The organism is Bradyrhizobium sp. TM239, from assembly GCF_036247985.1.
Lineage (GTDB): Bacteria > Pseudomonadota > Alphaproteobacteria > Rhizobiales > Xanthobacteraceae > Bradyrhizobium > Bradyrhizobium ottawaense.
Map to the genome: position 1 here is coordinate 74,763 of NZ_BTIR01000002.1, position 26,318 is coordinate 101,080.

29 protein-coding genes are annotated in these 26,318 nt (G+C 65.1%); 9 read left to right on the top strand and 20 right to left on the bottom strand.

The annotated features are described in order from the left end of the window. Positions 1–19: 19 nt before the first annotated feature. The 3 genes from AABA84_RS04590 to AABA84_RS04600 are packed head-to-tail and all read right to left on the bottom strand — an operon-like array spanning position 20 to position 1,564. Positions 20–829, bottom strand: a complete 810-nt coding sequence (locus AABA84_RS04590) for an isocitrate lyase/PEP mutase family protein (RefSeq protein WP_212248971.1) — start codon at positions 827–829, stop codon at positions 20–22. Positions 830–880: 51 nt separating this feature from the next. Continuing rightward, complete coding sequence (locus AABA84_RS04595) at positions 881–1,231, bottom strand: antibiotic biosynthesis monooxygenase family protein (RefSeq protein ID WP_212248972.1); 351 nt, start codon at positions 1,229–1,231, stop codon at positions 881–883. Positions 1,232–1,255: 24 nt separating this feature from the next. After that, complete coding sequence (locus AABA84_RS04600; protein ID WP_212248973.1) at positions 1,256–1,564, bottom strand: NIPSNAP family protein; 309 nt, start codon at positions 1,562–1,564, stop codon at positions 1,256–1,258. Positions 1,565–1,811: 247 nt separating this feature from the next. Between AABA84_RS04600 and AABA84_RS04605 the strand changes: the two genes are divergently transcribed. Together AABA84_RS04605 and AABA84_RS04610 are read left to right on the top strand one after the other, a co-directional pair. Beyond that, positions 1,812–2,510: a winged helix-turn-helix domain-containing protein gene (locus AABA84_RS04605; RefSeq protein WP_212248974.1), complete on the top strand. Its 699-nt coding sequence runs from the start codon at positions 1,812–1,814 to the stop codon at positions 2,508–2,510. Between the two features lie 262 nt (positions 2,511–2,772). Then, entirely contained in the window at positions 2,773–3,021 is a 249-nt protein-coding gene (locus tag AABA84_RS04610) for a GCG_CRPN prefix-to-repeats domain-containing protein (protein WP_026202719.1), read from the top strand. 159 nt (positions 3,022–3,180) lie between these two features. Here AABA84_RS04610 and AABA84_RS04615 read toward each other — a convergent pair whose 3' ends face one another. Both AABA84_RS04615 and AABA84_RS04620 read right to left on the bottom strand, forming a co-directional pair. Continuing rightward, on the bottom strand, positions 3,181–3,456 hold the full coding sequence (locus AABA84_RS04615) for a twin-arginine translocation signal domain-containing protein (protein WP_212248975.1): 276 nt from the start codon (positions 3,454–3,456) through the stop codon (positions 3,181–3,183). 206 nt (positions 3,457–3,662) lie between these two features. Beyond that, positions 3,663–3,977: a hypothetical protein gene (locus tag AABA84_RS04620; protein WP_338311514.1), complete on the bottom strand. Its 315-nt coding sequence runs from the start codon at positions 3,975–3,977 to the stop codon at positions 3,663–3,665. Between the two features lie 130 nt (positions 3,978–4,107). Here AABA84_RS04620 and AABA84_RS04625 point away from each other — a divergent pair, with 130 nt between their 5' ends. After that, entirely contained in the window at positions 4,108–4,764 is a 657-nt protein-coding gene (locus tag AABA84_RS04625; RefSeq protein WP_212248977.1) for a glutathione S-transferase family protein, read from the top strand. Positions 4,765–4,853: 89 nt separating this feature from the next. Here the strand turns inward: AABA84_RS04625 and AABA84_RS04630 are convergent, their stop codons facing one another. Beyond that, positions 4,854–5,201 (bottom strand): hypothetical protein, encoded by a 348-nt coding sequence (locus AABA84_RS04630; protein ID WP_212248978.1) that lies wholly within the window; start codon positions 5,199–5,201, stop codon positions 4,854–4,856. A gap of 622 nt (positions 5,202–5,823) precedes the next feature. Beyond that, entirely contained in the window at positions 5,824–7,356 is a 1,533-nt protein-coding gene (locus tag AABA84_RS04635) for an acyl-CoA carboxylase subunit beta (protein WP_338311515.1), read from the bottom strand. 138 nt (positions 7,357–7,494) lie between these two features. On the opposite strand from AABA84_RS04635, the gene AABA84_RS04640 reads away from it, so the two are divergent. The 3 genes from AABA84_RS04640 to AABA84_RS04650 all read left to right on the top strand — a co-directional run bounded on the left by AABA84_RS04640 (position 7,495) and on the right by AABA84_RS04650 (position 9,715). Further along, a complete protein-coding gene (locus AABA84_RS04640; RefSeq protein ID WP_212248980.1) occupies positions 7,495–7,899 on the top strand; it encodes a DUF4260 domain-containing protein in 405 nt (134 codons plus the stop codon). 153 nt (positions 7,900–8,052) lie between these two features. Then, positions 8,053–8,646: a hypothetical protein gene (locus tag AABA84_RS04645; RefSeq protein WP_338311516.1), complete on the top strand. Its 594-nt coding sequence runs from the start codon at positions 8,053–8,055 to the stop codon at positions 8,644–8,646. A 76-nt stretch (positions 8,647–8,722) separates the two neighbouring features. Beyond that, positions 8,723–9,715, top strand: coding sequence for a dienelactone hydrolase family protein (locus AABA84_RS04650; RefSeq protein WP_338311517.1), 993 nt, complete (start codon positions 8,723–8,725; stop codon positions 9,713–9,715). Between the two features lie 40 nt (positions 9,716–9,755). On the opposite strand, the gene AABA84_RS04655 is transcribed toward AABA84_RS04650, so the two are convergent. The 5 genes from AABA84_RS04655 to AABA84_RS04675 all read right to left on the bottom strand — a co-directional run bounded on the left by AABA84_RS04655 (position 9,756) and on the right by AABA84_RS04675 (position 14,085). Next, a complete protein-coding gene (locus AABA84_RS04655) occupies positions 9,756–10,412 on the bottom strand; it encodes a carboxymuconolactone decarboxylase family protein (RefSeq protein ID WP_338306299.1) in 657 nt (218 codons plus the stop codon). A 66-nt stretch (positions 10,413–10,478) separates the two neighbouring features. Further along, positions 10,479–11,297 (bottom strand): class D beta-lactamase, encoded by an 819-nt coding sequence (gene blaOXA / locus AABA84_RS04660; RefSeq protein WP_338311518.1) that lies wholly within the window; start codon positions 11,295–11,297, stop codon positions 10,479–10,481. Between the two features lie 74 nt (positions 11,298–11,371). Further along, positions 11,372–11,635 (bottom strand): EscU/YscU/HrcU family type III secretion system export apparatus switch protein, encoded by a 264-nt coding sequence (locus AABA84_RS04665; protein ID WP_018322289.1) that lies wholly within the window; start codon positions 11,633–11,635, stop codon positions 11,372–11,374. After that, the gene (fliK, locus tag AABA84_RS04670; RefSeq protein WP_338311519.1) at positions 11,632–13,233 is read right to left on the bottom strand and encodes a flagellar hook-length control protein FliK; all 1,602 of its coding nucleotides are present in this window, start codon (positions 13,231–13,233) and stop codon (positions 11,632–11,634) included. Before fliK ends, AABA84_RS04665 begins: the two co-directional genes overlap by 4 nt. A 57-nt stretch (positions 13,234–13,290) precedes the next feature. Further along, on the bottom strand, positions 13,291–14,085 hold the full coding sequence (locus AABA84_RS04675; protein ID WP_212248986.1) for an ATP12 family chaperone protein: 795 nt from the start codon (positions 14,083–14,085) through the stop codon (positions 13,291–13,293). Positions 14,086–14,208: 123 nt separating this feature from the next. Between AABA84_RS04675 and AABA84_RS04680 the strand changes: the two genes are divergently transcribed. Next, positions 14,209–14,655 (top strand): hypothetical protein, encoded by a 447-nt coding sequence (locus AABA84_RS04680; RefSeq protein WP_338311520.1) that lies wholly within the window; start codon positions 14,209–14,211, stop codon positions 14,653–14,655. A gap of 256 nt (positions 14,656–14,911) precedes the next feature. Here the strand turns inward: AABA84_RS04680 and AABA84_RS04685 are convergent, their stop codons facing one another. Genes AABA84_RS04685 through AABA84_RS04695 form a run of 3 tightly spaced genes read right to left on the bottom strand, consistent with a single transcriptional unit; the run spans position 14,912 to position 18,919 of the window. Then, complete coding sequence (locus AABA84_RS04685; RefSeq protein WP_338311521.1) at positions 14,912–16,129, bottom strand: RluA family pseudouridine synthase; 1,218 nt, start codon at positions 16,127–16,129, stop codon at positions 14,912–14,914. 52 nt (positions 16,130–16,181) lie between these two features. Beyond that, entirely contained in the window at positions 16,182–17,516 is a 1,335-nt protein-coding gene (locus AABA84_RS04690) for a replication-associated recombination protein A (RefSeq protein ID WP_338311522.1), read from the bottom strand. Continuing rightward, complete coding sequence (locus AABA84_RS04695) at positions 17,513–18,919, bottom strand: DegQ family serine endoprotease (RefSeq protein ID WP_338306304.1); 1,407 nt, start codon at positions 18,917–18,919, stop codon at positions 17,513–17,515. The genes AABA84_RS04690 and AABA84_RS04695 overlap by 4 nt, the downstream gene beginning before the upstream one ends. 314 nt (positions 18,920–19,233) lie before the next feature. Between AABA84_RS04695 and AABA84_RS04700 the strand changes: the two genes are divergently transcribed. Beyond that, positions 19,234–20,847 carry an OprO/OprP family phosphate-selective porin gene (locus AABA84_RS04700; RefSeq protein WP_338306305.1) on the top strand — a complete coding sequence of 538 codons (1,614 nt, stop codon included), beginning with the start codon at positions 19,234–19,236 and terminating at the stop codon, positions 20,845–20,847. Between the two features lie 195 nt (positions 20,848–21,042). Here the strand turns inward: AABA84_RS04700 and AABA84_RS04705 are convergent, their stop codons facing one another. Then, positions 21,043–21,420: a winged helix-turn-helix transcriptional regulator gene (locus tag AABA84_RS04705; protein WP_212248991.1), complete on the bottom strand. Its 378-nt coding sequence runs from the start codon at positions 21,418–21,420 to the stop codon at positions 21,043–21,045. 135 nt (positions 21,421–21,555) lie between these two features. Between AABA84_RS04705 and AABA84_RS04710 the strand changes: the two genes are divergently transcribed. Then, a complete protein-coding gene (locus AABA84_RS04710) occupies positions 21,556–22,569 on the top strand; it encodes a zinc-binding alcohol dehydrogenase family protein (RefSeq protein ID WP_212248992.1) in 1,014 nt (337 codons plus the stop codon). A 132-nt stretch (positions 22,570–22,701) separates the two neighbouring features. Here the strand turns inward: AABA84_RS04710 and AABA84_RS04715 are convergent, their stop codons facing one another. The 4 genes from AABA84_RS04715 to AABA84_RS04730 all read right to left on the bottom strand — a co-directional run bounded on the left by AABA84_RS04715 (position 22,702) and on the right by AABA84_RS04730 (position 26,267). Continuing rightward, positions 22,702–23,490 carry an SDR family NAD(P)-dependent oxidoreductase gene (locus AABA84_RS04715; RefSeq protein ID WP_212248993.1) on the bottom strand — a complete coding sequence of 263 codons (789 nt, stop codon included), beginning with the start codon at positions 23,488–23,490 and terminating at the stop codon, positions 22,702–22,704. Positions 23,491–23,693: 203 nt separating this feature from the next. Beyond that, positions 23,694–24,533, bottom strand: a complete 840-nt coding sequence (locus tag AABA84_RS04720) for a c-type cytochrome (RefSeq protein WP_212248994.1) — start codon at positions 24,531–24,533, stop codon at positions 23,694–23,696. A gap of 120 nt (positions 24,534–24,653) precedes the next feature. Further along, a complete protein-coding gene (gene rplQ, locus AABA84_RS04725; protein ID WP_094895374.1) occupies positions 24,654–25,070 on the bottom strand; it encodes a 50S ribosomal protein L17 in 417 nt (138 codons plus the stop codon). Positions 25,071–25,235: 165 nt separating this feature from the next. Further along, positions 25,236–26,267 (bottom strand): DNA-directed RNA polymerase subunit alpha, encoded by a 1,032-nt coding sequence (locus AABA84_RS04730; protein ID WP_212248995.1) that lies wholly within the window; start codon positions 26,265–26,267, stop codon positions 25,236–25,238. Positions 26,268–26,318: the final 51 nt, after the last annotated feature.

Below are 26,318 nucleotides of genomic sequence, written 5' to 3' on the forward strand. Positions count from 1 at the left end.
CCGCTTTTTCGTTGCGTCCCTAGCCGAACATCTTGTTGAGCTCGCCGCCGGGATAACCGCTGCCGAGCTCGGTGAACGTCCCCTTCTCCGCCATCTCCTTTGCCGCACGCATGAAGCCGCCCCAGGCGGCGCGGGCGAGCGAGCCGCCGACGCTGATCCGGCGCACGCCGAGATCCTCGGCTTCCTTCAGCGACAGGCCGGACGCGCCGATCAAGAGATTGAACGGCTTTGGATGCACCGCCTTCACCACGGCAGCGATGTCCTCGCGGGTCTTCAGGCCCGGCGCATAGAGGCAATCGGCGCCGGCGTCGGCGTAAGCGGTGAGCCGGTCGATGACGAGCTTCAAGTCGGTCACGCCCCACAGATAGGCTTCGCAGCGGCCGACCAGCAGCGCGCCGCTGTCGCCGATCGCCTTGCGCGAGGCCTTGATGCGCTCGACCGCGAGCGCGCGATCGTAGAGCGGCTTGTCCTTGTCGCCGGTGGAATCCTCGATCGACAGGCCGGCGACGCCGGTGCGCACGCAGCGCTCGACATTGTCCGCGACCCTGTCCGGCTCGACCGCAAAGCCGCCCTCGAAATCGGCGTTGACGGGGATGTCGACAGCCGAGCTCAATGCTGCCAGATGCTGACAAACGTCCTCGACGTTGACGTGGTTGTCAGCCTTGCCGACCGTCCAGGCAAAGCCCGCGCTCGATGACGCAATCGCCTTGAAACCGAGATGCTGCAACGCCTTGGCGCTGCCGATATCGACCGGATTGGGCAGGATGAAGCAGCCGCTCTCGTGCATCTTCCTGAAGGTCGCGCGCTTGTCCGCGGTCGTGACGTGCATGTTTTTCTCCCTTGTTGGCCGCGCAGACATAGGCGCGCGTGAATACGAACGCTAGTGCGCGTCATGCACGGCGCGGCTGTCCTTCGGCGCTTCGTCGCGATCATTCATGCCGTAGTCCCTGACGACGCTGGCAATGCGCAAATGATAGTCGGCGAAGATTTTTGCGCGGCCCTTGGCCTGGGTGCGGCGGTGCTCCATCGTGTTGCGCCAGGCCTGCACCGCCGCCTCGTCCCGCCAGAACGACACCGACAGGATCTTGCCCTTCTCGGTCAGGCTCTCGAAACGCTCGACCGAGATGAAGCCGTCGATGGTTTGCAGGATCGGCTTCAGATCGGCTGCGAGGTCGAAATAGTCCTGGCGGTGTTCCGGCTTCGGCCAGACCTCGAAGATCACGGCGATCATGGACATCTCCTGCTGCTATTGGACCTACAATACCACCTTGCGCAGGAAGGTGCGCTCTTCGGCGAGGATGAATTTGTGTTCCTCGGCGAAATGGAAATTCGCCAATCCCTCCGCGTCCTGCCGCAGCCGGGCGCGATAGGCCTCGTACGCGGCCAGACTCTCGAAGCTGATCAGCCCGAAGGCGATGTTGTTGGTGCCCTCATGCGGCATGAAATAACCGATCAGGTCACCGCCGCATTTCGGGATGATGGTGAGCCAGCGCTTCGAATATTCCTCGAACTGCGCGCGCTTGAACGGATCGAGCTGGTAGCGGATGAAGACGGTGACGGACATGAAGGCGCTCCTGGGTTTCCGTCGTCACTGCAAGCCGCGAAGTCTCGTAGGGTGGGCAAAGCGACTTGTCCGCCGTAGCTCGAAGAGCGAAGGCGGAAGCGTGCCCACCTCGCTTCTTCGCAAGCACGGTTGATGGGCACGTCGCTACGCTCCTTTGCCCACCCCACAGCTTCGCTGCGCGCGCAATGACGACTTGGTGAGAGGCTACGCCCTTGCCCGACCACAATGCTTCGGCTACCATCGAAGCATGAAATCAGGACCCGACATCGCCCTGGTCGCCTCGCTGGTCGGCGATCCCGCGCGCGCCAACATGCTCACAGCGCTGATGAACGGCCGGGCGCTCACGGCGAGCGAGCTGGCGCAGGAGGCCGGGATCACGCCGCAGACCGCGAGCTCGCACCTGGCCAAGCTCGAGGCCGGCGGGCTGGTCGAGCCGGAGAAGCAGGGCCGCCACCGCTACTATCGCCTCACCGACGACGACGTCGCCAGCGTGCTCGAAGGCCTTGCAGGCCTTGCCGCGCGCACCGGCCACATGCGCGTGCGCACCGGGCCGAAGGACCCGGCGCTGCGGCGCGCGCGGATCTGCTACGACCACCTCGCCGGCGATCTCGGCGTGCAGATGCTCGATTCCCTGCGCGAGCGGAATCTGGTCAGGCAGAAGAAGCAGGACATCGAGCTGACGGCCGAGGGCGAACGCTTCCTCGCCAAGCATCTGCAGATCTCGCCCGGCATGCTCACCCATCCGCGGCGGCCCGTGTGCAAGGCCTGCCTCGACTGGAGCGAACGGCGCCATCATCTCGCCGGCACGCTGGGGGCCGCCATGATGCAGCGCTTCGCCGAGCTGAAATGGGCGGCGCGCGACGCCACGCCCGGCAGCCGCGTCGTCAACTTCACCCGCACCGGCGAGAAGCAGTTTGCCGCGCTGTTCGGCGACGGGAAGGACTGACGAGCCGGCCGCCGGCGCCAGTACCTTGTCGCGCCAAGCCGCACGCAGGGAACGTTCATGCCGCATTCAGGTCATGATTGGCAGATTTGGATCGCACCGTGTCGGCGTGTTGCAAAATTTAACATGTCGAATCGTGTCTTTTGATTCATTGTGCGCCGCAAGCGCCAAGCCGCTAAAGACTTGCTCCAAAGACTTGCTCCAAAGACTTGCCCCAAAGACCTGCCCCCAAAAGACCTGCCCCAAGGACGAGAAGGAAGATCACATGAAATACCTGTTCGCCGCCGCCATGCTCGCCAGTGCGGTTGTCGGTTTCAGCGAGGCCGCCAGCGCCGCGCAGGGTTGCGGCCCGGGTTGGTATCGTGGCGCCTACGGTGGCTGCCGCCCGATGCGCGGCGCGGTCGTCGTGCGCCCCGCCCCCGTGGTGGTCGCTCCGCCCGTCGTCGTCGTGCCGCGCGCGCGCGTTTGCCCCTATGGCTTCCGCTGGTACGCCGGCCGCTGCCGCCCGTTCTGATCTCTTTGCATCGCAAGATGGCCGCGCAGGTTCAGCCTGCGCGGCCATTTTCGTTTCCGGCTTGCTGCCGACGATTCGTCCGCCGTGGAATTTGAGCGGCCTGGAATCGAAACGGGGACCGCGGCTGCGATCCCCGTCCAATTCGCGGCTTGCCGCGGCTTACCAGTGACGGCGATGCCAGCGGCGGCGACGCCAGCCCCAATGACGGTGACCCCACCCCCGGTGGCGGCCATGCCAGTGAACCTGTTCCGGCGTCAGCTTGGCGGCTTCCTCGCCGGTGGTGACGGCAGGATGAGCAGCGGGATTGCCTTGCGGCATGCGCGCGGGATCGCCGACCGGCTGCGGCGACAACGGTGCGGCCTGCGCGGTCGCGGCGAAGGCGGCGGCGCCCGCCGTCACTCCCAATGCAAGTTTCAAAAAGTTCCGGCGCTCCATGACATGTCCTCTAGGCTACCTGGCAAGTGATGCAGAGGGAGTGTCGCGGTCACGACATGAACCAAGGCTGAATCCTGTGTTCAGATTCAAAAATGAAGTGAGGTGGAGAATTCGTAGCCTGGATGGAGCGTAGCGCAATCCAGGATTCGTGCTTCGGGCGAAGACCCCGGATTACGCTTGCGCTCCATCCGGGCTACAGGACCGCGCTACTTCGCAAACTCCTGCGCCAGCAGGAGCGTCTCGCGCGAGCGCTTGACGTCGGGCCAGTCGCGGTTGAAATCGGCGACGAGCTGCTTGAGCGCATCGCCCTTCAGCATCGCCGCAAGCCTGGCCTCGTCATCGAACTGATACATCGCCTGATGCAGCGAGGGATCGTCCAGGCTCCAGAACCGCCAGGCTTTGCTCACGCCGAATGCTTTCACCGCGTCGGGCACATGTTCCGACTCGTACCATCTGTCGAAAGCAGCGCGCTGGGCGGGATCGGAGACGGTGGCGCGGACGACGAAGAAAGCTGATGGCATCGGGTTTCCTCCTGTTGTTGGGCGCGAGCCTAGCCGGATAACCCGCCGCCGACAAAAAGAGTTGGCGCGGGTGTCGGAATGCGCGTCCGTCGCTCGTCCTTCGTTTCGAACCAGGACACGGAGACAGCAAATGGCCGACCTCACCCTGACCACCTTCAATTGGGTTCCCGAACCGCCGCGAGGATTCGTGCGCGACCTTCGCGTGCGCTGGGCGCTCGAAGAGGCCGCGCTGCCCTATCGCGTCGCGAGCGCTCCATTCGACGACCGCGGCGCCGCACATTTCGCCCACCAGCCCTTCGGCCAGGTGCCGTGGCTGACCGACGGCGACCTCTCGATCTTCGAGACCGGCGCGATCCTGCTGCATCTTGGCGGGCTCAGTGCGAAGCTGATGCCGACCGATCCGCGCGGCCGGGCCGAGACGACGGAATGGGTGTTCGCCGCGCTCAATTCGGTGGAGATGGCGAGCCTGCCCTGGGGAATGTCGAAATTCATGGGACATCCGACCGACACGGCGGCGTGGAAATTCGTCGACGACTTCCTCAAGCTCCGGCTCAAGCATCTCGAGCCGGTGTTGGCCGGCCGCGAATGGCTGGCCGGCCCCTTCTCCGTCGCCGACATCCTGATGTCGGACGTGCTGCGCGTCGTCGACGGTTTCGGCGGGCTGGCCGACAGTCCCGCCTGCCGCGCCTACGTCGCGCGCGCGACGGCCCGCCCGGCGTTCATCAAGGCCCATGCCGACCAGATGGCGCATTTCGCCGCCGCGGATAAGGCACGCACCGGTGCGTAGGGCGAATTAGCGACAGCGTAATCCGCCAACGCCTGCATCCGGCGATAAAGACATTGGCGGATTACGCTGTCGCTAATCCGCCCTACACCTCACACCAATTTCAGCGGCGCATCGGCGACCACGCGCAGGTCGATGCTGCCGATCAACGCCGCACGGCGCGCCTCCGCAGCGCTGATGGCATCGTCCGTCTGCCGCAATGTACTGACGTTCGAGCCGAGCGACACGATCCCGCCCAGCACCAGCGCGATCGACCCGAGCGCTGCGGTCTGACCGAAGCCAAACACACCGAGGATCGTGATCAACAACAGCGCCGCCCCGCCACCGATCGCGATCTTGGACGCCAGGATGTACTTCCGGCACCGCTCGGCGATCTCGGCGAGCCGCTCGATGCGATCTTCGATGTCGGAGATTTCGTCGGTCGGATCGGATGCGGTCATTGGATTCGTGAGCGAGCAGATCGGGGGACAAACGAACTTCGGTTACAGGGCACGGTAGCGCCTAGGACACCGGCACAACGCACGCAGGGAGAGGCCCAAGCGACATAGCAGGCTCGCGCGAAGAATCACCAGGGCTGGCCGCTGCATCGGAAGCGTTGGCAGGGTCGGGCAAGACCCTGACGCGAACAGCCACTCGGTCCCGCCTTCGATCGGTGATCGCTTCGTATCGCAGACTATCCGGCCCGCTATAACCAGGTCGTGCCAGGTAGAAGATGCTTATGCCGCGGATCCAGCGCCCGATACAGGCTTGATCCCTTCCAGAGTCGCCCGCCACCTCGAAATCCTCAATACGATAACAGACGATTCCATGTTCTGGTGACTTCATGAGCAAGAGCTGGGGGAGCTCGATCGGCGCGCACGTATTGTCGGCGTCGGCGTAGCCTTCGATAACGGTCTCCTCCGACGTCCGGGCGGTGACGGACATCTCGCTGTCTTGCGCGAAGCACGGTATGTCCATCGCCAGGACTGCCGACGACACGCTCAATATCAGGCCGCACGATCCAATGGCGCGCCGCCGTAGTCTCGATCGACGACGCCAAATTGCCACCGACCTGCCCTTCCCTCACAACGGCAAATTGTCGTGCTTCTTCGCCGGCGTTTCCACCTTCTTGTCCTTCAGCATGGCCAGCGCCCTTGCGATGCGCTTGCGGGTCGAGTGCGGCACGATGACGTCGTCGATGTAGCCGCGCTCGGCGGCGATGAAGGGTGACAGGAAGCGGTCTTCGTATTCCTTGGTGCGCGCGGCGATCTTGTCGGGGTCGCCGATGTCACTGCGGAAGATGATCTCGACCGCGCCCTTGGCGCCCATCACCGCGATCTGGGCGGTCGGCCAGGCGTAGTTCATGTCGGCGCCGATCTCCTTGGACGCCATGACGTCGAAGGCGCCGCCATAGGCCTTGCGGGTGATGATGGTCACCAGCGGCACGGTGCACTGCGAATAGGCGAACAGCAGCTTGGCGCCGTGCTTGATCAGGCCGCCATATTCCTGCGCGGTGCCGGGCAGGAAGCCCGGGACGTCGACGAAGGTGACGATCGGGATGTTGAAGGCATCGCAGAAACGGACGAAGCGCGCCGCTTTGCGCGAGGCGTCAGAGTCGAGCACGCCGGCCAGCACCATCGGCTGGTTGGCGACGAAGCCGACCGTGCGGCCGGCGATGCGGCCGAAGCCGGTGACGATGTTCTTCGCAAAGGCATCCGCGATCTCGAAGAAGTCACCCTCGTCCACGACCTTCAGGATCAATTCCTTCATGTCGTAGGGCTTGTTCGGATTGTCGGGGACCAGCGTGTCCAGGGACATGTCGACGCGGCCGATGTCGTCGAAGCTCGGCCATTCCGGCACGCCGTCGGTGTTGTTGGATGGCAGGAAGTCAATCAGACGCCGCATCTGCAGCAGCGTCTCGACGTCGTTCTCGAACGCGCCGTCGGCGATCGAAGAGCGCGTGGCGTGCACCGAGGCGCCGCCGAGCTCTTCGGCGGTGACGACCTCGTTGGTCACGGTCTTCACGACGTCCGGGCCGGTGACGAACATGTAGCTGGTGTTCTTCACCATGAAGATGAAATCGGTCATCGCGGGCGAATAGACGTCGCCGCCGGCGCAGGGGCCCATGATGACGGAGATCTGCGGGATCACGCCGGAGGCGAGCACGTTGCGGCGGAACACGTAGGAATAGCCGGCGAGCGCAGCGACGCCCTCCTGGATGCGGGCGCCGCCCGCGTCATAGAGGCCGATGATGGGCGCCCGCGCCTTCATCGCCATGTCCTGGAGTTTCGTGATCTTCAGCGCGTGCGTCTCCGAGAGCGAGCCGCCGAACACCGTAAAATCCTTGGCGAACACGAACGTCTTGCGGCCATTGACGGTGCCCCACCCGGTAACGACGCCGTCGCCGGGCACCTTGTTCTTCTCCATGCCGAACTCGGTGGAGCGGTGCTCGACGAACATGTCGAACTCCTCGAACGACCCCTTGTCGAGCAGCAGCTCGATTCGCTCACGCGCGGTCAGCTTGCCGCGGGCGTGCTGCGCCTCGATGCGCTTCTCCCCGCCGCCGAGCTTTGCGCCGGCGCGACGATCTTCAAGGGCGTCCAGGATGTGTTTCATTTGCTCCCGCCAGTTCTTAAGTGATGCGGGGTTCTAACACGGCATTTTGCGGACCGGAAAGCGCCTTTCCGCGCCGCAGGGCTGCCCTGTCCGGGCTAAAAGCGTGAGAGATTACAAAGTTTTGCCCGGGAGGCGAGCATGGACGAGAGAATGGCCGAGACCGGTGCGGCGACGGGCGGCGTCAACATCCTGTTACGATTGGAGGGCCTTACCCTGTTTGTCGGGATGATGATGCTTTACTGGGCCTGGGACGGCTCCTGGCTGGTCTTTGCCCTGCTCTTCTTCGTCCCCGATCTCAGCTTCCTGGCATACCTGTCCGACGCGAAATTCGGCGCGCTGGTCTACAACGCCGCCCACAGCTACATGGCACCGGTGTCGCTGCTGACGCTGGGCTTTGGCCTCGGCTCGCCGCTCACCTTGTCCATCGCCTTGATCTGGCTCGCCCATATCGGCATCGACCGGGCCCTCGGCTATGGCCTGAAATATTCCGCCGGGTTCGGCTTCACCCATCTCGGTCGGATCGGGCGGCAAAAGGACGCCTGACGTCGGCAATTTTGGTGGCCCGGCCCGGTTGACCGGGCCTGCCGATTCAGGCTTGCTTCGACCTCGCGATCAGGCGCCGAATGTTGCGTGAGCCCAGTTGGTACGGCGGCGGTCATTACGCCTTGGCTCGAGCATCACGCAAGCATCACCGAGATGTCCGCGACGGTCGTCCCCCTGCCGCCGAACTCGTCGTCCGAAACCATCGACTTCCTGCGGCGCATGGCCAGCATGGTGTCGGGGCGGAACGGCCAGATGCTGCTGCGTGCCGCGAGCCTGATCGAGTCGCTGGCACAGCGGGCGATGTCGGCCGAACGGCTCTATCATGAGCAGCAGGATGCGAGCACGCGCAACGCCGAGCTGCGCGAGGCCGCCGAGCTTGCCTCCGATGCCATGGTCGGCCAGATCGAGGTGCTGCGGGCGCAGCTTGCCGAGGTCACCGCGGCAGCCGCCGCCGAGCGCGCCGCCTTCGATGCGGAGCGCGGCAAGCTGATCTGTGTGATGCAGAATGCCGAGAGCCATATCGGCAAGCTCACGACCGAGCTGGACGGCTTGCGCGCCTCCGTCGACAGCTTCAACGCGACCGCGGTCTCGGTGCCGATCGATGTGCTGCGGCTGGCGCGGACGCAGTTCGATTTCCTCTCCGCCAGCTTTGCCCGCAAGGGCGATGTGATCTCGCAGGCAATGAGCGAGATCGGCGGCTTTGCGATCGACCAGGCGCTGACGGCGAAGAAGACCGACACCGCCTGAGACGGTCGCCCCCTTGTCAAATTGACAGTGCGCAGGCGCCTTGTTCTACTGGCTCAAAATCATCAGGGAGGATCCGATGCCGACGGCATTCCGCGTCGCTGCCGCGCTCATCGCGCTTTGCGTTTCAACTGAGCTGGCAAGCGCGCAATCCCTGCCCAAGGAAGTCGCCACCCGGGCCGAGATCTCTCCGATCCCCTCGCTCACTCTCTCCGACCAGCAATTTCTCAGCGGCGATGCGGCGGCCGGCAAGCCAGTGACGGTGGCGGGCGAATTCCGCGTCGCGCAGGGCACGGGCAAGCTTCCCGTCGTGGTGCTGATGCACGGCTCAAGCGGCGTCGGCGCCACCACCGAGGCCTGGGTGCACGCGTTCAACGCCATGGGCATCTCGACCTTCGTGATCGACGGTTTCACCGGCCGCGGGCTGACGGTGGTCGGGCCGAACCAGGCGCTCCTCGGCCGGCTCAACCTGATCGTCGACATCTACCGCTCGCTGGAAATCTTGGCGAAACACCCGCGCGTCGATCCGGACCGCATCGTCCTGATGGGCTTCTCCCGCGGCGGACAGGCGACGCTCTATGCGAGCCTCGCGCGCTTCAACAAGCTCTGGAACAAATCCGGCATCCAGTTCGCCGCCTACATCCCGTTCTATCCGGATTGCTCGACGACGTATCGGAGTGACGACGAGGTCGCGGCGCGCCCGATCCGCATCTTCCACGGCACGCCTGATGACTACAACCCCGTCAAGAGCTGCAAGGATTTCGTCGAGCGGCTCAAGGCCGCGGGGCGCGACGTGGTGCTGACGGAATATCCTGATAGCGCGCACGGGTTCGACAGCGGCCTGCTTGGTGCCAACACCGTGGCCGTATCAGCCAATTCGCAGACCGTACGCAATTGCCGAATCAGGGAAGGCGACGGCGGCGTGCTGATGAACGGCGATACCAACGCGCCCTTCACCTACAAGGACGCCTGCGTCGAGCTGAACCCGCATGTCGGCGGCAATCCGAAGACAGCCGCCGAGTCGCGCAAGGCGGTGGAGGAGTTTTTGCAGGTGTTGTTCAAGTTGGGTTAGGCGGTGGAGAGAGCTGTGCTCGCAACAACAATGACGAGTCTTACGGCTCGCCCGGCTTGAACGGCTCCTGCTTGTCCGGCGGCACCGTCTCTTCCGCCATGGCGAGCAGCATCGCGACCATCACGTAATTGCCGGCGAGCGCGGTGAGATCGACGATCTGCTGGTCGTTGAAGATCTTCTTCGCGCGCGCGTAGGTCTCGTCGGTGACCTTCCTGGATGTGGTGAGCTCAGTGACGAAATCGTAGACCACGGCCTCATCCTCGGCCATCTTCGACGGCCGCTTGTTGGCCTTCAGCTCCGCGATGATGTCGGACGAGAGGCCTGCCTTCGCCGCCAGCGGCGCGTGCGCGAACCACTCGACCTGTGAGCGCCACTGCCGCCCGATGATCAGGATCGCAAACTCGTTGAGCTTGACCGGGACCGACGTTTCCCAGCGCAGATAGTGGAACAGGTCGAACAGGCGCTGGCCGAGCACCGGGCTGCGGATCATGGGATTGTAGGGGCCACCAATGCCGACGCTCGACACCTTCATGATCTGCTCGCCGAGCGGCTTCTGCTTGGCATCTAACTGATCCATGGTCAGCTGCGGAAAGCGCGGCTCCTTGCTGGTCGCAGGTGCTGCGAACATGGTCGCGGCAAGCCAACCGCCAACTGCGGCAAGCGTGAGCGACGACAGCCAGAGCGGTGTTGAGTTCATTGTGATCCTCCCGGTTTTCGTTCTTGGCCGGAAGGATGCTAGTCGAGCGGCGCTGGCGCGACAGCGCTATATCGCACCGATCTCGGCAAGGCAGGCTTGCGTCAGCGTCATGCGCTCGCCGACGAGACGCGACTCCTTGCAGTCCATGTTGAGCGCAAACACCGTGTGCGCCTCGCCCTTCTCCGCCCACCCCACCATCCAGCCCAGCGACGGCTCGCCGCGCTCGGCCCCAAGCAAGCCCGACTTGGCGCGGATGACGCTGTCGCCCACCTTTGTCACCGGTAGGATGTCGGCAACGAGATCCTGGCTACGCTTGCTGACCGGCAACGTGCGGCGCCGCAGCCGGTCGACGAAATCGATCTGTTCGACCGGATCGATGCGCAAGGCCCCGGTGAGCCAGAACTGGTCGATGCCGCCGCCGATGTCACGGTTGCCATAGTCGAACTCGTCGACATATTTCTGCATCCGCTCCTGCCCGATCCGTCGCGCGATCTCCTGATAGACCGGCACCGCGCTCACGGCGATCGCACTGCGCAGCGTGTGATCCTTGTTCCAGGCTTCGATCGACCGCTTCACACCGTCCCAGGCAAACACGTCCTTGTCGGGATCAGTGACGACGCCGGTCTCCAGCGCGATCAGCGAGTTCGGGATCTTGAAGGTCGAGGCCGGCAGCTTCCCCTCGCCCGAGCGCTCCTTGTCGCTGGCGACGATCAGATAGTCCTCCACCTTGTAGCCGACGAAGGTGCCGGATGTGCCGAGGTCGGTGAAGCGCTTTGCAAGGCTGTCGCGGATCTCGTTGCGCGGCGGCGCGACGTGAGCGAGGGCGCGCGATGGCAGAGTGACGGCTGCGGTGAGAAGGCCGAGGGTAGAACGGCGGGTGAGCAAGAGCGATATCCGTTGAACGATGAAGGTCGCCCAACCCTGCAGCGGCTACGTGGTGAAACGATGACGGATAAGGTCTATCGCCCCCGGCCCGACAGCCGCAGCACGAACACCAGCACTTCGGCGACGGCCTTGTAGAGGTCCGGCGGAATCTCCTCGCCGAGCTCGACCTTGGACAGCGCCCCGGCCAGAACCTCGTTTTCCTCGATCGGGATGTCGTGGGCCCTGGCGATCTCGACGATCTTCTCGCCGATCGTGCCCTTGCCCTTGGCGACGACGACGGGCGCGTTGGTACCTTTTTCGTAATGCAGCGCGATAGCGAGCTTGGATGGATCGCTCATGTCGCCCGATCCAGGAAGTGGCCGGCGCGGGCCGGTGCGGGTTGAGGTGGCGTGCCCTCGCGGACCAGAATGTCACCGGGCTTGAGCTCGGCCCGAGTCAGCGCCTGGTTGAGCTCACCGATGCCGGCGCGGAGCTGCTGGACCGTCGCCGGCCGCTCCGCCCACATCCGCACGAACGTCTTGTCGCCGTTCAGCGTGATCAGCGCGTGCACGGGGCCGGCCGGCTCGACGTTGAGCGAGAAGCGCGCGCGCCAGGCGCGCTTGGCGGGATCGGCGGATTCATTGCCGCCATCGCGCGAGATCTCGAACTGCGCCATCGCGGTGCCCTGCGGCGTTGCAAAGGGAATCTCGAAATTCCACTGCGGCACGGCCGGGTCGATGCGGTGACCACTGGCGTCGGTGCGATTGGGCAGCGAAGCGACCTGCAACAATGTCTGCCGCGCGATCGCGGCATCGGTGTCGTCGAGCAGGCGATGCACGGTTGCGGAAAGCGGCGTGTCCGGCGCGAGCGAGGGCGAGGCGATCGCCTGCGGCGAAGGCAATGCACCGCGGAACGGCGGTGGCGCCGCGCGTGCGGCTGCCTCGAAGCTATGGCCGTCGGGCACGGTCTTGTTCGAGCCGGGAACGTTGCCGGTCAGGCGCGGCAGGTTTTGCGTGGCCTCCTGCAGCAGGCTCGCGGCAAGGCCCGCGGACATGGTGCGCGGCATCGCGGCCTGCTGAGCGTTGCCAGCAACGTCCGCAAGCACGGCGGCCGCGAGATTGGCGTTGCGCGGCGTCTGCGCGATCTCGGGGCCGGACGCGGACGCGGACTGCGCGGCCTCACCTGCGGCCTGGGTCGGCGCGGTGGCGACCTGCGGTGTCCCCGTCGTCGCAGCCGGAATTGCAGCGCCCTGTGGCAGGGCGGTTTCGAGCGTGGTCAGCGTCTGGCGCAGCACCAGCAGCGCCGCCTTCAGGTCGGGCGTCGTGCCGGCGGGCGGCCTCGCGCCCGCGGCCAGCGAAGCCTCGAAGAACAAGCCGGATTTCTGGAACGCGGATTCGACATCGGCGCCATCGAGCCCGGGATTGAGCGGCGTCTGCTGCGCCAGCACGTCCAGCACCGCCTGCTTCAAGCCCGCAGGCAGATCGCTGCCGGTGACGACGGATGCCAGATTGGCGAACAGCGGCGCCTGGCTACCCTGTTTTGTGACGGCCTCGGCCGAGGCCGCGGTGACGGCGACCTGCTCCAATGGCGTCAGCATGTTGCGCGTCGCGGTCGCGGATGGCGCCAGCGGCGGGCTTTCCACCAGCAAGGCCGCACGCGGCGTCAGCGTGATCTGATCGGGAGTGGCCTCGCCTGCCCCGTTCATCACGGCGAGCCTGATCGTGCCGTCGTTCTGCGACACCGCCAGCTGGAGATTCTGCCCGGGCGTCAGCGCCACCTCGGACATCACGTCCATCGACAGGTTGGCGATCACGATCCGCACCAGATTGTCGGCCATCACGCTGACGACCCTGGCATCGACGACGCTGCCCGCCTGCAGCACGAGGTCCGGCGTCGTCGCATCAGCTACGGGGCTGGCGGCACTGACGGGAACGATGGAAGTGACCGGCGTCGGCATCTCAGGGGGCCCATGGAGCGCTGGCCACACCCTAAGGCCGCCGTCGTAAACCTCTCGTTAAGGACCTTCGGCTGCGGACGCCTTTACCGCCGCCAGAACCGCCACGGCGGCCTCGAAATCCCGAAGACGCGTGGCCCGGCGGCTGGCCGCCTCCTCGTCTCCGCCCCATTGGTCGATGTTCCAGTCCTCATCGACATGGGCGGCGGCCCAGACCTGGCCGGCGTCGCGCACGCCATGAGCCAGCGCCAGCGCCAGCAGCGCCGAGCCGGTCAGGGTGGTCACCACGTGGAGTGCGGCGACTGACCAGGCGTCCCCCGGCAGCGCCGTGCGCGCAGCCTCGACCGCCTCGTCAGGCTGCTTCACATGCATGACGCCCTCGGACAGGATGAAATGCGCGCCCAGCGTCTCCGCGGCCCAGAACAGCACGGGATCCCAATGCGCGGCCTCGCGGGCGACCAGCCCTTCGGGATGGCCGGCACGATAGAACAGCAAATCGGACTCGAAATATTTCGCGAGGTCGTCGCTGACGAGCTCGACGCGGTCGATCACGCCCTCGACCACGCTGTTGGCGACCCGCGTCAGCGGCATGGTCACGGGATCAATCGTCTCGCTCTGGGCCGCCCATTCCGCGGCCACGGCATCGGCGAGCGTCCGCGCAGGGATCACCACCTGGCGGCCGGACGGCGTGCGGATCGGCTTGCCATCGAGCGTGATGGCAAAACCGCCCTCGGCCTCGGTGACGCCGGCCTCCTTGTAGAAGCGCTTGCGCAGCGGCGTGCGCGCCGACGCGCGCGCCGATTCCCGCGGATCCGGCGGAGGCTGGCTTGCTGCTTCTTCGAACAATTCGCGCATGTGAGTTTTCGGTCCTGGTCGCTCGATGCTAGGCTTTTAAGATAAGACCGTTTTAAGCCAAGACCGTCTTAAGCCAAGACCGTCTTAAGCCAAGACTTGCGGCCGATAAAGCGAGCAGCGGGCATGAGGGAACTTGCGGGCCTTGTGGCCCTGTTGGCGGGGCTCTGGCTGGCCGCCGCGGAGGCCGGCTTTCGCACCCCGGAATCGCTGGTCCGGAATGTCTATGCCCATTACGGCGAAGGAGCGCCGGAGCTGTCCAGGGGCCTGCCGCGGGATGCGGCCACCACCCGGCAGTTCTTCGATCCAAGCCTCCGCAGGGCCTGGTCCGCGCCGCGGGTCGAGCCCTACGACTTCCTGGTGCAGAGCCGGAGCTGGAAGCTCGGTCCGGTCGCAATCGCGGTTGTCCGCAGGCAATACGACAAGACCTACGTCGCCGCGAATTTCGACAATCGCGGCCGGAAGGTCGCGCTGAACTTCGTCCTGGTCAACGGCGCCGATGGCTGGCTGATCACGGATATCGAAAGCGCGCATGACAGCTTGCGGATGTTTCTGGAGCAGTTTCGGAAGTGATCACGCATAGTTACCAGTCGCAACCACAAACACCGCTGTCATGCTCCGCGACCCGGCTACGCCAAGGCTTCGCCGAGGTTTCGGTCTTGGGCGCGCCGAAGCTTTGGCGCAGGCGGCAGGCGGGGCATCCAGTACGCCGCGGCGGGTGTGGTGAGAGCGAGCTCCCTAACGCCGGCCTCTGGAATACTGGATCGCCCGCTTTCGCGGGCGATGACACCTGAGAACGAGGCAGACATCGCCTGCCCCATTCAGCCCCCTACTCCTCCGGCGCGTTCTCGATCGGGTCGAACCGGGCCGCATCAAGCCCCAGCAGATTCCACGACTGCTGCATGTGCGGCGGCAATGGCGCGGTGGCGTCGATCACGCCGCCGCGCGGATGCGGAATGACGATGCGGCGCGCCAGCAGATGCAGCCGGTTCTGCAGGCCGCCCGGCAGCTGCCAGTTCTCGATGTTGAAATATTTGGGATCGCCGACAATGGGATGGCCGATATGCTCCATGTGGGCGCGCAGCTGGTGGGTGCGCCCTGTCACCGGCTTCAGCGAGACCCAGGTCAGCTTGTTGCCGGCGGTCTCGACCACTGCGTAATAGGTCACCGCGTGGCTTGCGCCCTCGTCGCCATGCTGGGCGATGCGCATGATGGTGTCGTCCTCGCTCTCTTCCTTGGCAAGGAAGGTCGAGATGCGGCCCTGCTTCGGCTTGGGCAGGCCCGGCACCAGCGCCCAATAGGTTTTCCGCGCCGATCGTGAGCGGAACGCACCGGTCAGATGCGAGGCAGCGAAACGGGTCTTCGCGATCAGAAGGCAGCCGGACGTGTCCTTGTCGATCCGGTGCACAAGCCGCGGCTTCTGCCCCTTGGAGTCGCGCATCACCTCCAGCATCTGGTCGATGTGCCGCGTCGTGCCGGAGCCGCCCTGCACGGCAAGCCCAAACGGCTTGTTGAGCACGAGGACGTCGTCGTCCTCGTACAACGTCATCTCCTTCAGCGCGGCAAGCGTCTTTTGCGCGGCTTCCGACAGCTCGTCGACGGCCTTCGGCGTGTCCAGCTTCAGCGGCGGAATGCGGACGCTCTGGCCCTCCTCCAGACGGTCCTTGCTGTCGACGCGCTTGCCGTCGACGCGCAACTCGCCTTTGCGGACGACGCGCTGGATGTGGGAGAACGATAGGCCGGGAAAGCGCGCCTCGAGGAAACGATCGACGCGCATGTTGTTCTCGTCGGCGGTCACCTTGACGGTCTGCACCTTGGTCGGCAGCAGCGCCTCGACGGGCTTTTCGGGCGCAGGTCTTTCCTGGGCGGCAGCTTTGGGCGCGCGCCGCTCAGGACGCTCCGCCGCAAAGCGCGGCGGCTTCGTCCCTGGCTTGCCGCCCGGCCGCGGTCCCGCTTTCTTTGCGGTGCGCGCCTTGAACGGACGCGAATCGTCGCGCTCGTCACGCGAACGGGGCTTTGGGTTCATTCTCTTGATGCGGCGGCTCATGGCTGCCTGCCTACCCTAAAAGCCGGCTCCCGTCACGGCGAAATGGCCATTTCTAGCGCGAGCCGCCCCGCTCCTTGCGCAGCTTGGCCCAGTAGTCCAGCCGCTTCCTGATCTCGCGCTCGAAGCCGCGCTCGGGCGGGTCGTAGAAAGTCTGGCGGCCCAGGGCTTCCGGGAAGTAGTCCTGGCCGGAGAAAGCATCGGGGGCGTCGTGGTCGTATTCGTAGGCCGCGCCGTAGCCTTCGGACTTCATCAGCTTGGTCGGGGAATTGAGGATGTGTTTTGGCGGCAGCAGCGAGCCGGCCTGCTTTGCCGTCTGCATCGCAGCCTTGAAGGCGGTGTAGACCGCGTTCGATTTCGGCGCGGTGGCGAGATAGACCACGGCCTGCGCGATGGCGAGCTCGCCTTCGGGATGGCCGAGGAAATCGAAGGCATCCTTGGCCGCATTGGCGATCACGAGTGCTTGCGGATCGGCAAGGCCGATGTCCTCCACCGCCATGCGCACGACGCGGCGGGCCAGGAACAGCGGGTCCTCGCCGGCATCGAGCATGCGGCAGAGATAATACAGCGCGGCATCGGGATCGGAGCCTCGCACCGACTTATGCAGCGCCGAGATCAGATTGTAATGGCCGTCGGCCGATTTGTCGTAGATCGGGGCGCGGCGCTGCAGGATATCCTGTAACTGGGCGGCATTGAAGATCTCGTTCGCCCGCGCCGAACGCCAGACCTCCTCGGCGAGCGTCAGCGACGCCCTTCCGTCGCCATCGGCCATGCGCACCAGCACAGCGCGCGCCTCCGCATCGAGCGGCAGCTTGCGGCCCTCGACCGCCTCGGCATGCGCGAACAGCTTTTCGATCGCGGCGGCATCGAGCGAGCGGAACACCAGCACGCGCGCGCGAGAGAGCAACGCCGCGTTGAGCTCGAAGGACGGGTTCTCGGTGGTAGCGCCGACCATCACCACCGTGCCGTCTTCCATCACGGGCAGAAACGAATCCTGCTGGGCGCGGTTGAAGCGATGCACCTCATCGACGAACAGAAGCGTGCCCTTGCCCATCTCGCGGCGGGCGCGCGCGGCGTCGAACGCCTTCTTCAGATCGGCGACGCCGGAGAACACCGCGGAGATCTGCTCGAAATGCAAATCTGTCGCATCCGCCAGCAGCCGCGCCACCGTGGTCTTGCCGGTGCCGGGCGGGCCCCAGAACACCAGCGAGCCGAGCGTGCGCGTCTCCAGCATGCGCGTCAGCGCGCCGTCGGGACCGAGGATGTGGTCCTGGCCGACGACCTCCGACAGCGCGCGCGGGCGCAGCCGGTCCGGCAGCGGATGCGGGGCCTCGTGGTCGAGCCCCGCCGCGGCAAAGAGCGTTGGCGTCTGTGGTCGCTTCGGACTCATCCGCCCAGCGTGACGTTGATCTGCTGGCCGCCGCGCACCAGCGTGATGCGCCAGATCCGCGGGCGCTCTCCGGCCGCCTTCTCGAGGTCGCCGGTCTTGCTGATCTTCTGGTTGTTGACCGCCAGGATGATGTCGCCCTTCTGGAAGCCGACATTCGCGGCCGCACTGTCGCCGCCGAGATCGGTGATCACGACACCCTCGGTATCTGCATCCAGATGCAGCTCGTCGGCCACCGCCGGCGTGATGGTCGAAACCTTGGCGCCCTGGAACGGCGATCGCGCGGTGACGACGAGCTCGTTACGGCCCGTGTCGGGCGCGGTCTCCAGCGCCACCGTCAGCTTGAGCGGCTTGCCGCTGCGCTGCACGTCGATCTGCGCGCTGCCGCCGAGCGGACGGGTGGCGAAGCGATAGTCGAAGGCATTGGGATCATCCACGGTCTGGCCATCGATCCCGGTGATGAGATCGGACGACTTCAGGCCCGCCTTCGCGGCGGGGCCGTTCGACACCACGCTCGCGACCAGTGCGCCGGTCGGCGAGCGCAGGCCGAGACTTTCGGCGATCTCGGGCGTCACCGCCTGCAATCTTGCCCCGAGCCACGGCCGCTTCACCGCTTTGCCGCCGCTCTTGGCGGAGGCAACGACGACACGCACCATGTTGGCAGGAATTGCAAAGCCGATGCCTTGCGAGCCGCCGGAGCGCGAATAGATCGCGGTGTTGATGCCCGCGAGCTTGCCGCTCATGTCGACCAGCGCGCCGCCGGAATTGCCGGGATTGATCGCCGCATCGGTCTGGATGAAGAACTGATAATCGGTGATGCCGACCTGCGTGCGCGCCAGCGCCGAGATGATGCCGTGAGTCACGGTCTGGCCGACGCCGAAGGGATTGCCGATCGCGAGCACGACGTCGCCGACCAGCAATTCGTCGGAATTGGTGAAATCGAGGGTCGGGAATTTCTCCTTGGTGTCCTTCAGGCGCAGCACGGCAAGATCGGTGCGCGTATCCTTCAGCAGGATCTCCGCTTCGAACTCGCGCTTGTCCGACAGCGACACCTTCACCTGATCCGCGCCCTCGATGACGTGGACGTTGGTGACGACGAGGCCGGACGCATCGACGATGACGCCGGAGCCGAGCGAGCGCTGCATCTGCTCGGGCTGCTGGCCCGGCACGCCGAAGAAGCGGCGGAAGATCGGATCGTCCAGCAGCGGGTTGCGGTTCTGCACCACCTTGGCGGCATAGACGTTGACCACGGCCGGCTGCACCCGCTGCACGATCGGCGCATAGGACAGCCGCAGCTCGGCCGGCGACGACGGGACCCGACGGTCCTGCGCCGCAGCCGGGTTGAAGTGGGCGGAAAAGCCTATGCACAATGCCGTGACGACGGCGGTCCGGATCGATCGAAACATTCCTACCTCTTGGAAAAGACGCCGGAATATAGGCGCGTTCGTTCCCCAATAGAAGGGCGCCGGGCGGCAATATTCGGCCTCCGTCCGACGTCTGCGGCCTGCAAGCCAAGCGTGCGAAACGGCGATTTGTCTCGCCTCGTGGATTGGCATGACGCGCATCATCTTGCATCCTTGCTCACGGTGGATTCGGTTGCGGCGAATTTGCATCAGTGGGAACCACGCAATCGACGCGCGTCGTCGCGGGGCAGTCATCAATCGTTCCTAGCCTCACCGCCTGCGACTTGGGGAAATTGGTCAAACGATGGAGTCATGACGTGAGCAGGACAAGGATTGCAGCCACGGCGATTGGCCTCGCCGGCGCGTTGGCGGCCTCGCAGGCCCAGGCCCAATCAGCAAGCAGCAGCGAACAGGAGATCGCACTGCTCAAACAACAGTTGAAGATGCTGGAGCAGAAGCTCGACAAGCTCCAGAGCCAGACCGCCGCGAACGCGGCGGCCACGGCAAAAGCCAAAGCCGAAGCAAAGGCCGAGGCCAAAGCCGAAGCGCGCTCGGAGGCGAAGGCGGTGGTGGCCAACGCGAACGCGGCGATCCCCGTCAAGGGGCCGGCGCCTGCATCCGGCGTGGTCGTGACCATGCCGAACAACCGGCCGACCATCTGCACCGCCGACCAGGCCAATTGCGTCGCCATCACCAGCCGTCTGCACTGGGATGTCGGCGGCTATGACTATCGTCCCAACACGGCAGCGACCGTGCCGCAGAAGCTCGACAGCGGCCAGAACGTCCGCCGCGCGCGCATCGGCGTCACCGGCAAATTCTTCAATGATTGGAACTTCGCACTAGTCTACGATTTCGGCGGCTCGTCCGACGGTTTTGGCGGCACGGCCCCTGGATCACTGCCGGGCGGCGGCGTCTCCGGCGTCGAAAACGCCTATCTCAGCTACACCGGCTTGAAGCCGTTCGGCGGCAAGATGGCGATCGAAGCCGGCATCATGGACGTGCCCTACACGCTCGATGAGGCCACGAGCTCCAACGAGATCATGTTCATGGAGCGCGCCTCGGCCGGCATCATCGCCACCAACATCGCTGCCGGCGACTTCCGCTCCGCAGCCGGTACGCGCTGGTACAACGACCAGCTCTGGATCGGCGGCTATGTCACGGGGCCGTCGACCGGCGCAATCCACTCGGCTTCGAGCGCGGCGCCGGCGGGCACGAGCGAGCAATATGGCGCTGTGGCGCGCGTTGCCGGCAACCCCATCAGCGGCAAGGACTACTCGGTGCATATCGGTGCCGACGCCCAGTGGCTGATCCAGCCGCCGCGCAATCTCATCGCCAACACGCAAACCGTCACGCTCAGCGATCGTCCGGAATTGCGTCTCGACCCGACCACGCTGATCTCGACCGGCGCAATTGCGAATGTCTCGGGCGCGCAAGTCTATAGTGTCGAAGCGGCCGCAACCTACGGTCCGCTCATCGTTCAGGGCGAATATTTCTGGTACAATGTCGACCGGACCGCCAACACCGGCGTGCCGCTGGTCGGCGCACCCAGCCTGAAATTCCAGGGTGGCTACGCGCAGGCCGGCTACGTGCTGACGGGCGAAGGCCGCAGCTACAACGCGGCGAACGCGGCCTATAGCGGCGTCAAGCCGGCGCATCCGTTCTCGCTCGAAGGCGGCGGCTGGGGTGCGTGGGAGATCGCGGGGCGCTTCTCGACGGTCGACCTCAACAATCAGTTGGGCACAGCGACCGGCATCGCCGGCGGCCGGCAAACCGTCTACACGCTGGCGCTCAACTGGTACGTCAACGGCAACGTCCGCTTCATGCTCGACTATCTGCATGGCACGGTGTCGAGGCAAGCCTCGCCGGTCGCGACCGCAGATGTCGGCTCGAAGTTCGATGCGGTCGCGATGCGCACGCAGTTCGCGTTCTGAGGCCATGGACGTCGTCCCGGGGCGCGCGCGAGCGCGAACCCGGGACCCATAACCACAGGGAGTAGTTTGGCGAAGACTCGGAGTTACCAGCTCGCGCTATAACTCCTCCCTGGGGTTATGGGTCCCGGCCCCCCGTGCGCAATTGCGCACTAGGCCGGGACGACACCGAAAATGCAGCGCCAACTTCTCTACAATTTACGCCGCGCGCTTCGGCTTCTTCACCACGGCCGGCGCCGGTGCGCAGGACTGACGCTGCTGATGGCTCTCGCCCCAGGCCTTCAGGATATCGATCACCGGTTTGAGGCTCTCGCCGAGTTCGGAGAGGCAATACTCGACGCGCGGCGGCACCTCGGCATAGACCTTGCGGATGACGAGCTTGTCCTCCTCCAGCGCGCGAAGCTGCTTGGTCAGCATGCGCTGGGTGATGCCGGGCATCCGGCGGCGCAATTCGCCGAAGCGCTGGGTGCCGCTCTGCAGGTGATAGAGGATCACGCCCTTCCACTTGCCGTCGATCAGATCCAGCGTCGCTTCGACCGAGCAGCCCGGGCGCCGGGCAAAATTGCTCCGTTTCATGCTTGTTTTCCCAATAGTATCCAAACAGGGACTATATCCCCAAATTTACAGTACTTGCCAAATTGGAGCTAGCGGGACAGTTAGCAGGCCAGGCGCGCCCATGCCAAGCTGCGCACCATCTGATGGAGACAAGCCATGAAAGCCGTCGGCTACAAGAAATCGCTTCCGATCGAGAACCCGGATTCGCTGATCGATTTCGAAACCGCAAAGCCCGAGCCCAAAGGGCGCGACGTCCGCGTCGCCGTGAAGGCGATCTCGGCCAATCCGGTCGATTACAAGGTGCGCAAGCGCGCAGCGCCGCCCGAGGGCGAGACCAAGATCCTGGGTTATGACGCGGCCGGCGTGGTCGATGCCGTCGGGCCCGAGGTCACGCTGTTCAAGCCGGGGGACGAAGTGTTCTACGCCGGCTCGATCCTGCGCCAGGGCACCAACTCCGAATTCCACCTGGTCGACGAGCGCATCGTCGGCAACAAACCGAAGAGCCTGTCATTTGCGCAGGCCGCCGCTCTTCCCCTCACCTCCATCACCGCCTGGGAATTGCTGTTCGACCGGCTCGGCGCGGTGCCCGGCAAGAGCGTCGATCCGCGCACGCTGCTGATCACGGGCGGCGCCGGCGGCGTCGGTTCGATCCTGATCCAGCTCGCCCGCCGCCTCACCGGATTGACGGTGGTTGCGACCGCGACGCGGCCGGACTCGCAAAAATGGTGTCTCGATCTCGGCGCGCATGCGGTGATCGACCACGGCAAGCCGATGAAGGAGCAGATCGAAAAACTGAAACTGCCGCCGGTAGCCCTGGTGGCGAGCCTCACCTTCACCGATCAGCACTACAAGGCGATCGCCGAGTTCATGGCGCCGCAGGGTCGGTTCGGCCTGATCGACGATCCCCCGGAATTCACCATGAGCACGTTCAAGGGCAAGGCGATCTCGGTGCATTGGGAATCGATGTTCACGCGCTCCTCGTTCCAGACATCAGACATGATCGCGCAGCATCATCTGCTGAACGACGTCGCCGACCTCATCGACAAGGGCGTGCTGCGCACCACGCTCGACCAGACTTTCGGTACGATCAACGCCGCCAACCTCAAGCGCGCGCATGCGCTGCTGGAGAGCGGCAAGTCGCGCGGCAAGATCGTGCTCGAGGGGTGGTAGGCGAAGGTCTCGTAGGGTGGGTTAGCGCGGCGTAACCCACCTCTTCTGCGTCCGCGAATAGTACCAGTGGTGGGTTACGCCGAGCAGATGCGCTTCGCGCATCTGCAGGGCTAACCCACCCTACCGCCTCACCTAGGCGATGGTATTGACGATGCCGCCCTCGGCCCGTAGCGCCGCACCATTGGTCGCGGACGCCTGCTTCGACGCAACATAGACCACCATGTTGGCGATCTCGTCGACACTGGCGAAGCGTTGCAGCAGCGAGCTCGGACGATGCTGCTTGACGAAATTGGCTGCGGCCTCGTCCACAGACTGGCCGTTCTGCTTTGCGAGATCCTTCACAAAGGTCTCGACGCCCTCCGACATGGTCGGGCCCGGCAACACGGAATTGACGGTGACGCCGGTGCCGCGCGTGAGCTGCGCGAGGCCGCGCGCGACCGAGAGCTGGGCCGTCTTGCTCACGCCGTAGTGGATCATCTCGACGGGAATGTTGAGCCCGGACTCCGAGGAGATGAAGACGATGCGGCCCCAATTGCGCTTGAGCATGCCCTTCAGGTAAGCGCGCGACAGCCGCACGCCGCTCATGACGTTGACCTCGAAGAAGCGGCTCCAGTCCTCGTCCGGAATTTCGAAGAAATCCTTGGGCTCGAAGATACCGGCGTTGTTGATGAGGATGTCGACCTCGCCAAGCGCCGCGACGAGCGCCTTGCAGCCCGCTGCGGTCGAGACGTCGGCGGCGATACCGCGCACCTTCGCGCCCGTCCCTTCCAGCTTGCGCACCGCCGCATCGACCTTGTCCTGGCCGCGCCCGTTGATCACGACGCTCGCGCCGGAGGCTGCGAGGCCTCTGGCGATGGCGTGGCCGATGCCGGCGGTCGAGCCGGTCACGAGGGCGGTCTTTCCGGAAAGGTCGATGTTCATGCGATATCTCCTCTGATGTTGAAGCGCATATCGTGCGGTGCACGGGAGGATGCAATCGACGCTCACCGACGCGTGAGGATTTCGTCGCACCGAAAGGATCGTAGGGTAGGCAAAGCGCAGCGTGCCTACCCCGCCAGGGCGGGGTACAGATGGAGCGGTGGGCACGGCGCGCGAGGAGCGAGCCTTTGGCCACCCTACGGCACCTATTTCTTCGCCGGCAGCGTCCGGACGAACGCGACGATGGCATCGAGATCCTGTGCGGTCATGCTGGCATAGGCAGCATAGGCCATCGGCGGCTTGAGCTTGTGGCCGTCACGCGCGATGCCTTGCGCAATCGCACGTTTGATTTCGTCGTCGCTCCACTGCCCGAGGCCTGCGGCGGAATCCGCGGTGATGTTGGGAGAGACGGAATCGCCCCAAGGTCCCCTGAAGGTCCGGCCGCCCTTGCCGCTTGCTGACGCGAAATCGTGCACGGCCGAGGGGCCTTCGGGCGTGTGGCATTCCAGGCAATGGGCGATGGTCAGGAGATAACGGCCGCGCGCGAGCTTGTCGGTCAGCTCCGCATCGGTTGCCTGCTGGCCGGCATAGGTCGGCATCTCCGGCTTCAGCGCGGTCTTGTATTCCGGCGCCGGTGTTTCATGGCGCACCGGCGGCACGGAGCCCAGGTATGCCGCGAGCGCGTCGAGATCGCGGCTCGTCAGCACCGTGTAGAACGCGGTCGGCATGATCGGCGCGACCCTGGTTCCGTTCGGCCTGATGCCGCTGACGAGAAACCGCTTCAGCTCGGCTTCACGCCAGCTGCCGATGCCGGTGTCCTTGTCCGGCGTGATGTTGGAGCCGGAGACCTTGAACGCCGGCGCGTCGAAGATCTGGCTGCCGCCCGAGAGTGCGCGCGAGAGATCGAGCCCTTGCGGTCCGCGCGGCGTGTGGCAGTTGTGGCAGACCATCACGCTGTTGACGAGATAGGCGCCGCGCTCGACCAGCGTTTCGCCCGAGGCCGGCGACATCGCAAGCGCCAGCGCAATCCCAAACACAATCCTCATTGCAGCCCCCCGGGCCAGAATCGCGTTCAACAAATCGGTGCGCGGCATGAGATGTCGCCGCGCCATACAAAAAAGCGGCGCCCAAGGGCGCCGCTTTCGAAAACTCAAGGACCGATCGGCTTACGCCGCCTCGGCTTCCTTCTCCTGCACCGGACCGGAATCCTGGCCCTTGGCGTCGACGTCGCGATCGACGAACTCGATCACGGCCATGGCGGCATTGTCGCCGTAGCGGAAGCCGGCCTTGATGATGCGGGTATAGCCGCCCTGGCGGTCCTTGTAGCGAGCCGCCAGCACGTCGAACAGCTTCTTCACCTGGTCCTTGTCGCGCATCTCGGAGATGGCCTGGCGGCGCATGGCCAGCCCGCCCTTCTTGCCGAGGGTGACGAGCTTCTCGACGATCGGACGGAGTTCCTTCGCCTTCGGCAGCGTGGTGACGATCTGCTCGTGCTTGATCAGCGCGGCGCACATATTGGCGAACATCGCGCGGCGATGCTCGGCAGTTCGGTTGAGCTTCCGATGAACCTTGCCGTGACGCATGTGACTATTCCTTACGTAAAAACTGCCACGACGGTTCGTCGGACATGTTGCTCAGGTGGGCTGCCTGCGTTCGCCCATGGTGTCGTTCCGGACAGCGCGAAGCGGCGATCCGGAATCTCGAGGTTCCGGGTTCGGCTCTGCGAGCCGCCCCGGAACGACGAATTCTCAGTAGTGATCCTCGAAGCGCTTGGCGAGCTCGTCGATGTTCTCCGGCGGCCAGCCCGGCACTTCCATGCCGAGATGCAGACCCATCTGGGCCAGCACTTCCTTGATCTCGTTCAGGGACTTGCGGCCGAAGTTCGGAGTGCGGAGCATTTCCGCTTCGCTCTTCTGCACGAGGTCGCCGATGTAGACGATGTTGTCGTTCTTCAAGCAGTTGGCCGAACGCACCGACAGTTCGAGCTCGTCCACCTTCTTGAGGAAGGCCGGGTTGAAGGCGAGGTCCGGGATGATCTCCTGGGCGACTTCCTTGCGCGGCTCTTCGAAGTTGACGAACACGTTGAGCTGGTCCTGGAGGATGCGCGCGGCATAGGCCACGGAATCATCCGGCGTCAGCGCGCCGTTGGTCTCGATCGTCATGGTCAGCTTGTCGTAGTCGAGGATCTGGCCCTCGCGGGTGTTCTCGACCTTGTAGGAGACCTTGCGAACCGGCGAGTACAGGCTGTCGACCGGAATCAGGCCGATCGGCGCATCCTCGGGACGGTTGCGCTCGGCGGGCACGTAGCCCTTGCCGGTGGCGACCGTGAACTCCATGCGGATCTCGGCGCCCTCGTCGAGCGTGCAGATCTGGAGGTCCGGGTTGAGCACGACGACGTCGCCGACGGTCTGGATGTCGCCGGCGGTGACGACGCCCGGGCCCTGCTTCTTCACGACCATGCGCTTGGGGCCTTCGCCCTGCATCTTGATCGAGATGTCCTTGATGTTGAGCACGATGTCGGTGACGTCCTCACGGACGCCCGCGATCGAGGAGAACTCGTGCAGCACGCCGTCGATGTGCACCGACTGCACCGCCGCGCCCTGGAGCGAGGAGAGCAGGATGCGGCGCAGCGCGTTGCCGAGCGTCTGGCCGAAGCCGCGCTCGAGCGGCTCGGCGACGATGGTCGCGAAACGCGAGGGATCGCTGCCGGGCTGAATCTGGAGCTTGTTCGGCCGAATCAGTTCTTGCCAATTTTTCTGGATCGTCACTGTTTCACCCATACAGGCCAGTCGAACTGCCGTTGCAGACACTGGCGTTGGAGAAAGGCCGCA

Coding starts and splice junctions, on each gene's coding strand:
- AABA84_RS04590 (WP_212248971.1), bottom strand. CDS start 829: ATGCACGTCACGACCGCGGACAAGCGCGCGACCTTCAGGAAGATGCAC.
- AABA84_RS04595 (WP_212248972.1), bottom strand. CDS start 1,231: ATGATCGCCGTGATCTTCGAGGTCTGGCCGAAGCCGGAACACCGCCAG.
- AABA84_RS04600 (WP_212248973.1), bottom strand. CDS start 1,564: ATGTCCGTCACCGTCTTCATCCGCTACCAGCTCGATCCGTTCAAGCGC.
- AABA84_RS04605 (WP_212248974.1), top strand. CDS start 1,812: ATGAAATCAGGACCCGACATCGCCCTGGTCGCCTCGCTGGTCGGCGAT.
- AABA84_RS04610 (WP_026202719.1), top strand. CDS start 2,773: ATGAAATACCTGTTCGCCGCCGCCATGCTCGCCAGTGCGGTTGTCGGT.
- AABA84_RS04615 (WP_212248975.1), bottom strand. CDS start 3,456: ATGGAGCGCCGGAACTTTTTGAAACTTGCATTGGGAGTGACGGCGGGC.
- AABA84_RS04620 (WP_338311514.1), bottom strand. CDS start 3,977: ATGCCATCAGCTTTCTTCGTCGTCCGCGCCACCGTCTCCGATCCCGCC.
- AABA84_RS04625 (WP_212248977.1), top strand. CDS start 4,108: ATGGCCGACCTCACCCTGACCACCTTCAATTGGGTTCCCGAACCGCCG.
- AABA84_RS04630 (WP_212248978.1), bottom strand. CDS start 5,201: ATGACCGCATCCGATCCGACCGACGAAATCTCCGACATCGAAGATCGC.
- AABA84_RS04635 (WP_338311515.1), bottom strand. CDS start 7,356: ATGAAACACATCCTGGACGCCCTTGAAGATCGTCGCGCCGGCGCAAAG.
- AABA84_RS04640 (WP_212248980.1), top strand. CDS start 7,495: ATGGACGAGAGAATGGCCGAGACCGGTGCGGCGACGGGCGGCGTCAAC.
- AABA84_RS04645 (WP_338311516.1), top strand. CDS start 8,053: ATGTCCGCGACGGTCGTCCCCCTGCCGCCGAACTCGTCGTCCGAAACC.
- AABA84_RS04650 (WP_338311517.1), top strand. CDS start 8,723: ATGCCGACGGCATTCCGCGTCGCTGCCGCGCTCATCGCGCTTTGCGTT.
- AABA84_RS04655 (WP_338306299.1), bottom strand. CDS start 10,412: ATGAACTCAACACCGCTCTGGCTGTCGTCGCTCACGCTTGCCGCAGTT.
- AABA84_RS04665 (WP_018322289.1), bottom strand. CDS start 11,635: ATGAGCGATCCATCCAAGCTCGCTATCGCGCTGCATTACGAAAAAGGT.
- fliK (WP_338311519.1), bottom strand. CDS start 13,233: ATGCCGACGCCGGTCACTTCCATCGTTCCCGTCAGTGCCGCCAGCCCC.
- AABA84_RS04675 (WP_212248986.1), bottom strand. CDS start 14,085: ATGCGCGAATTGTTCGAAGAAGCAGCAAGCCAGCCTCCGCCGGATCCG.
- AABA84_RS04680 (WP_338311520.1), top strand. CDS start 14,209: ATGAGGGAACTTGCGGGCCTTGTGGCCCTGTTGGCGGGGCTCTGGCTG.
- AABA84_RS04685 (WP_338311521.1), bottom strand. CDS start 16,129: ATGAGCCGCCGCATCAAGAGAATGAACCCAAAGCCCCGTTCGCGTGAC.
- AABA84_RS04690 (WP_338311522.1), bottom strand. CDS start 17,516: ATGAGTCCGAAGCGACCACAGACGCCAACGCTCTTTGCCGCGGCGGGG.
- AABA84_RS04695 (WP_338306304.1), bottom strand. CDS start 18,919: ATGTTTCGATCGATCCGGACCGCCGTCGTCACGGCATTGTGCATAGGC.
- AABA84_RS04705 (WP_212248991.1), bottom strand. CDS start 21,420: ATGAAACGGAGCAATTTTGCCCGGCGCCCGGGCTGCTCGGTCGAAGCG.
- AABA84_RS04710 (WP_212248992.1), top strand. CDS start 21,556: ATGAAAGCCGTCGGCTACAAGAAATCGCTTCCGATCGAGAACCCGGAT.
- AABA84_RS04715 (WP_212248993.1), bottom strand. CDS start 23,490: ATGAACATCGACCTTTCCGGAAAGACCGCCCTCGTGACCGGCTCGACC.
- AABA84_RS04720 (WP_212248994.1), bottom strand. CDS start 24,533: ATGAGGATTGTGTTTGGGATTGCGCTGGCGCTTGCGATGTCGCCGGCC.
- rplQ (WP_094895374.1), bottom strand. CDS start 25,070: ATGCGTCACGGCAAGGTTCATCGGAAGCTCAACCGAACTGCCGAGCAT.
- AABA84_RS04730 (WP_212248995.1), bottom strand. CDS start 26,267: ATGGGTGAAACAGTGACGATCCAGAAAAATTGGCAAGAACTGATTCGG.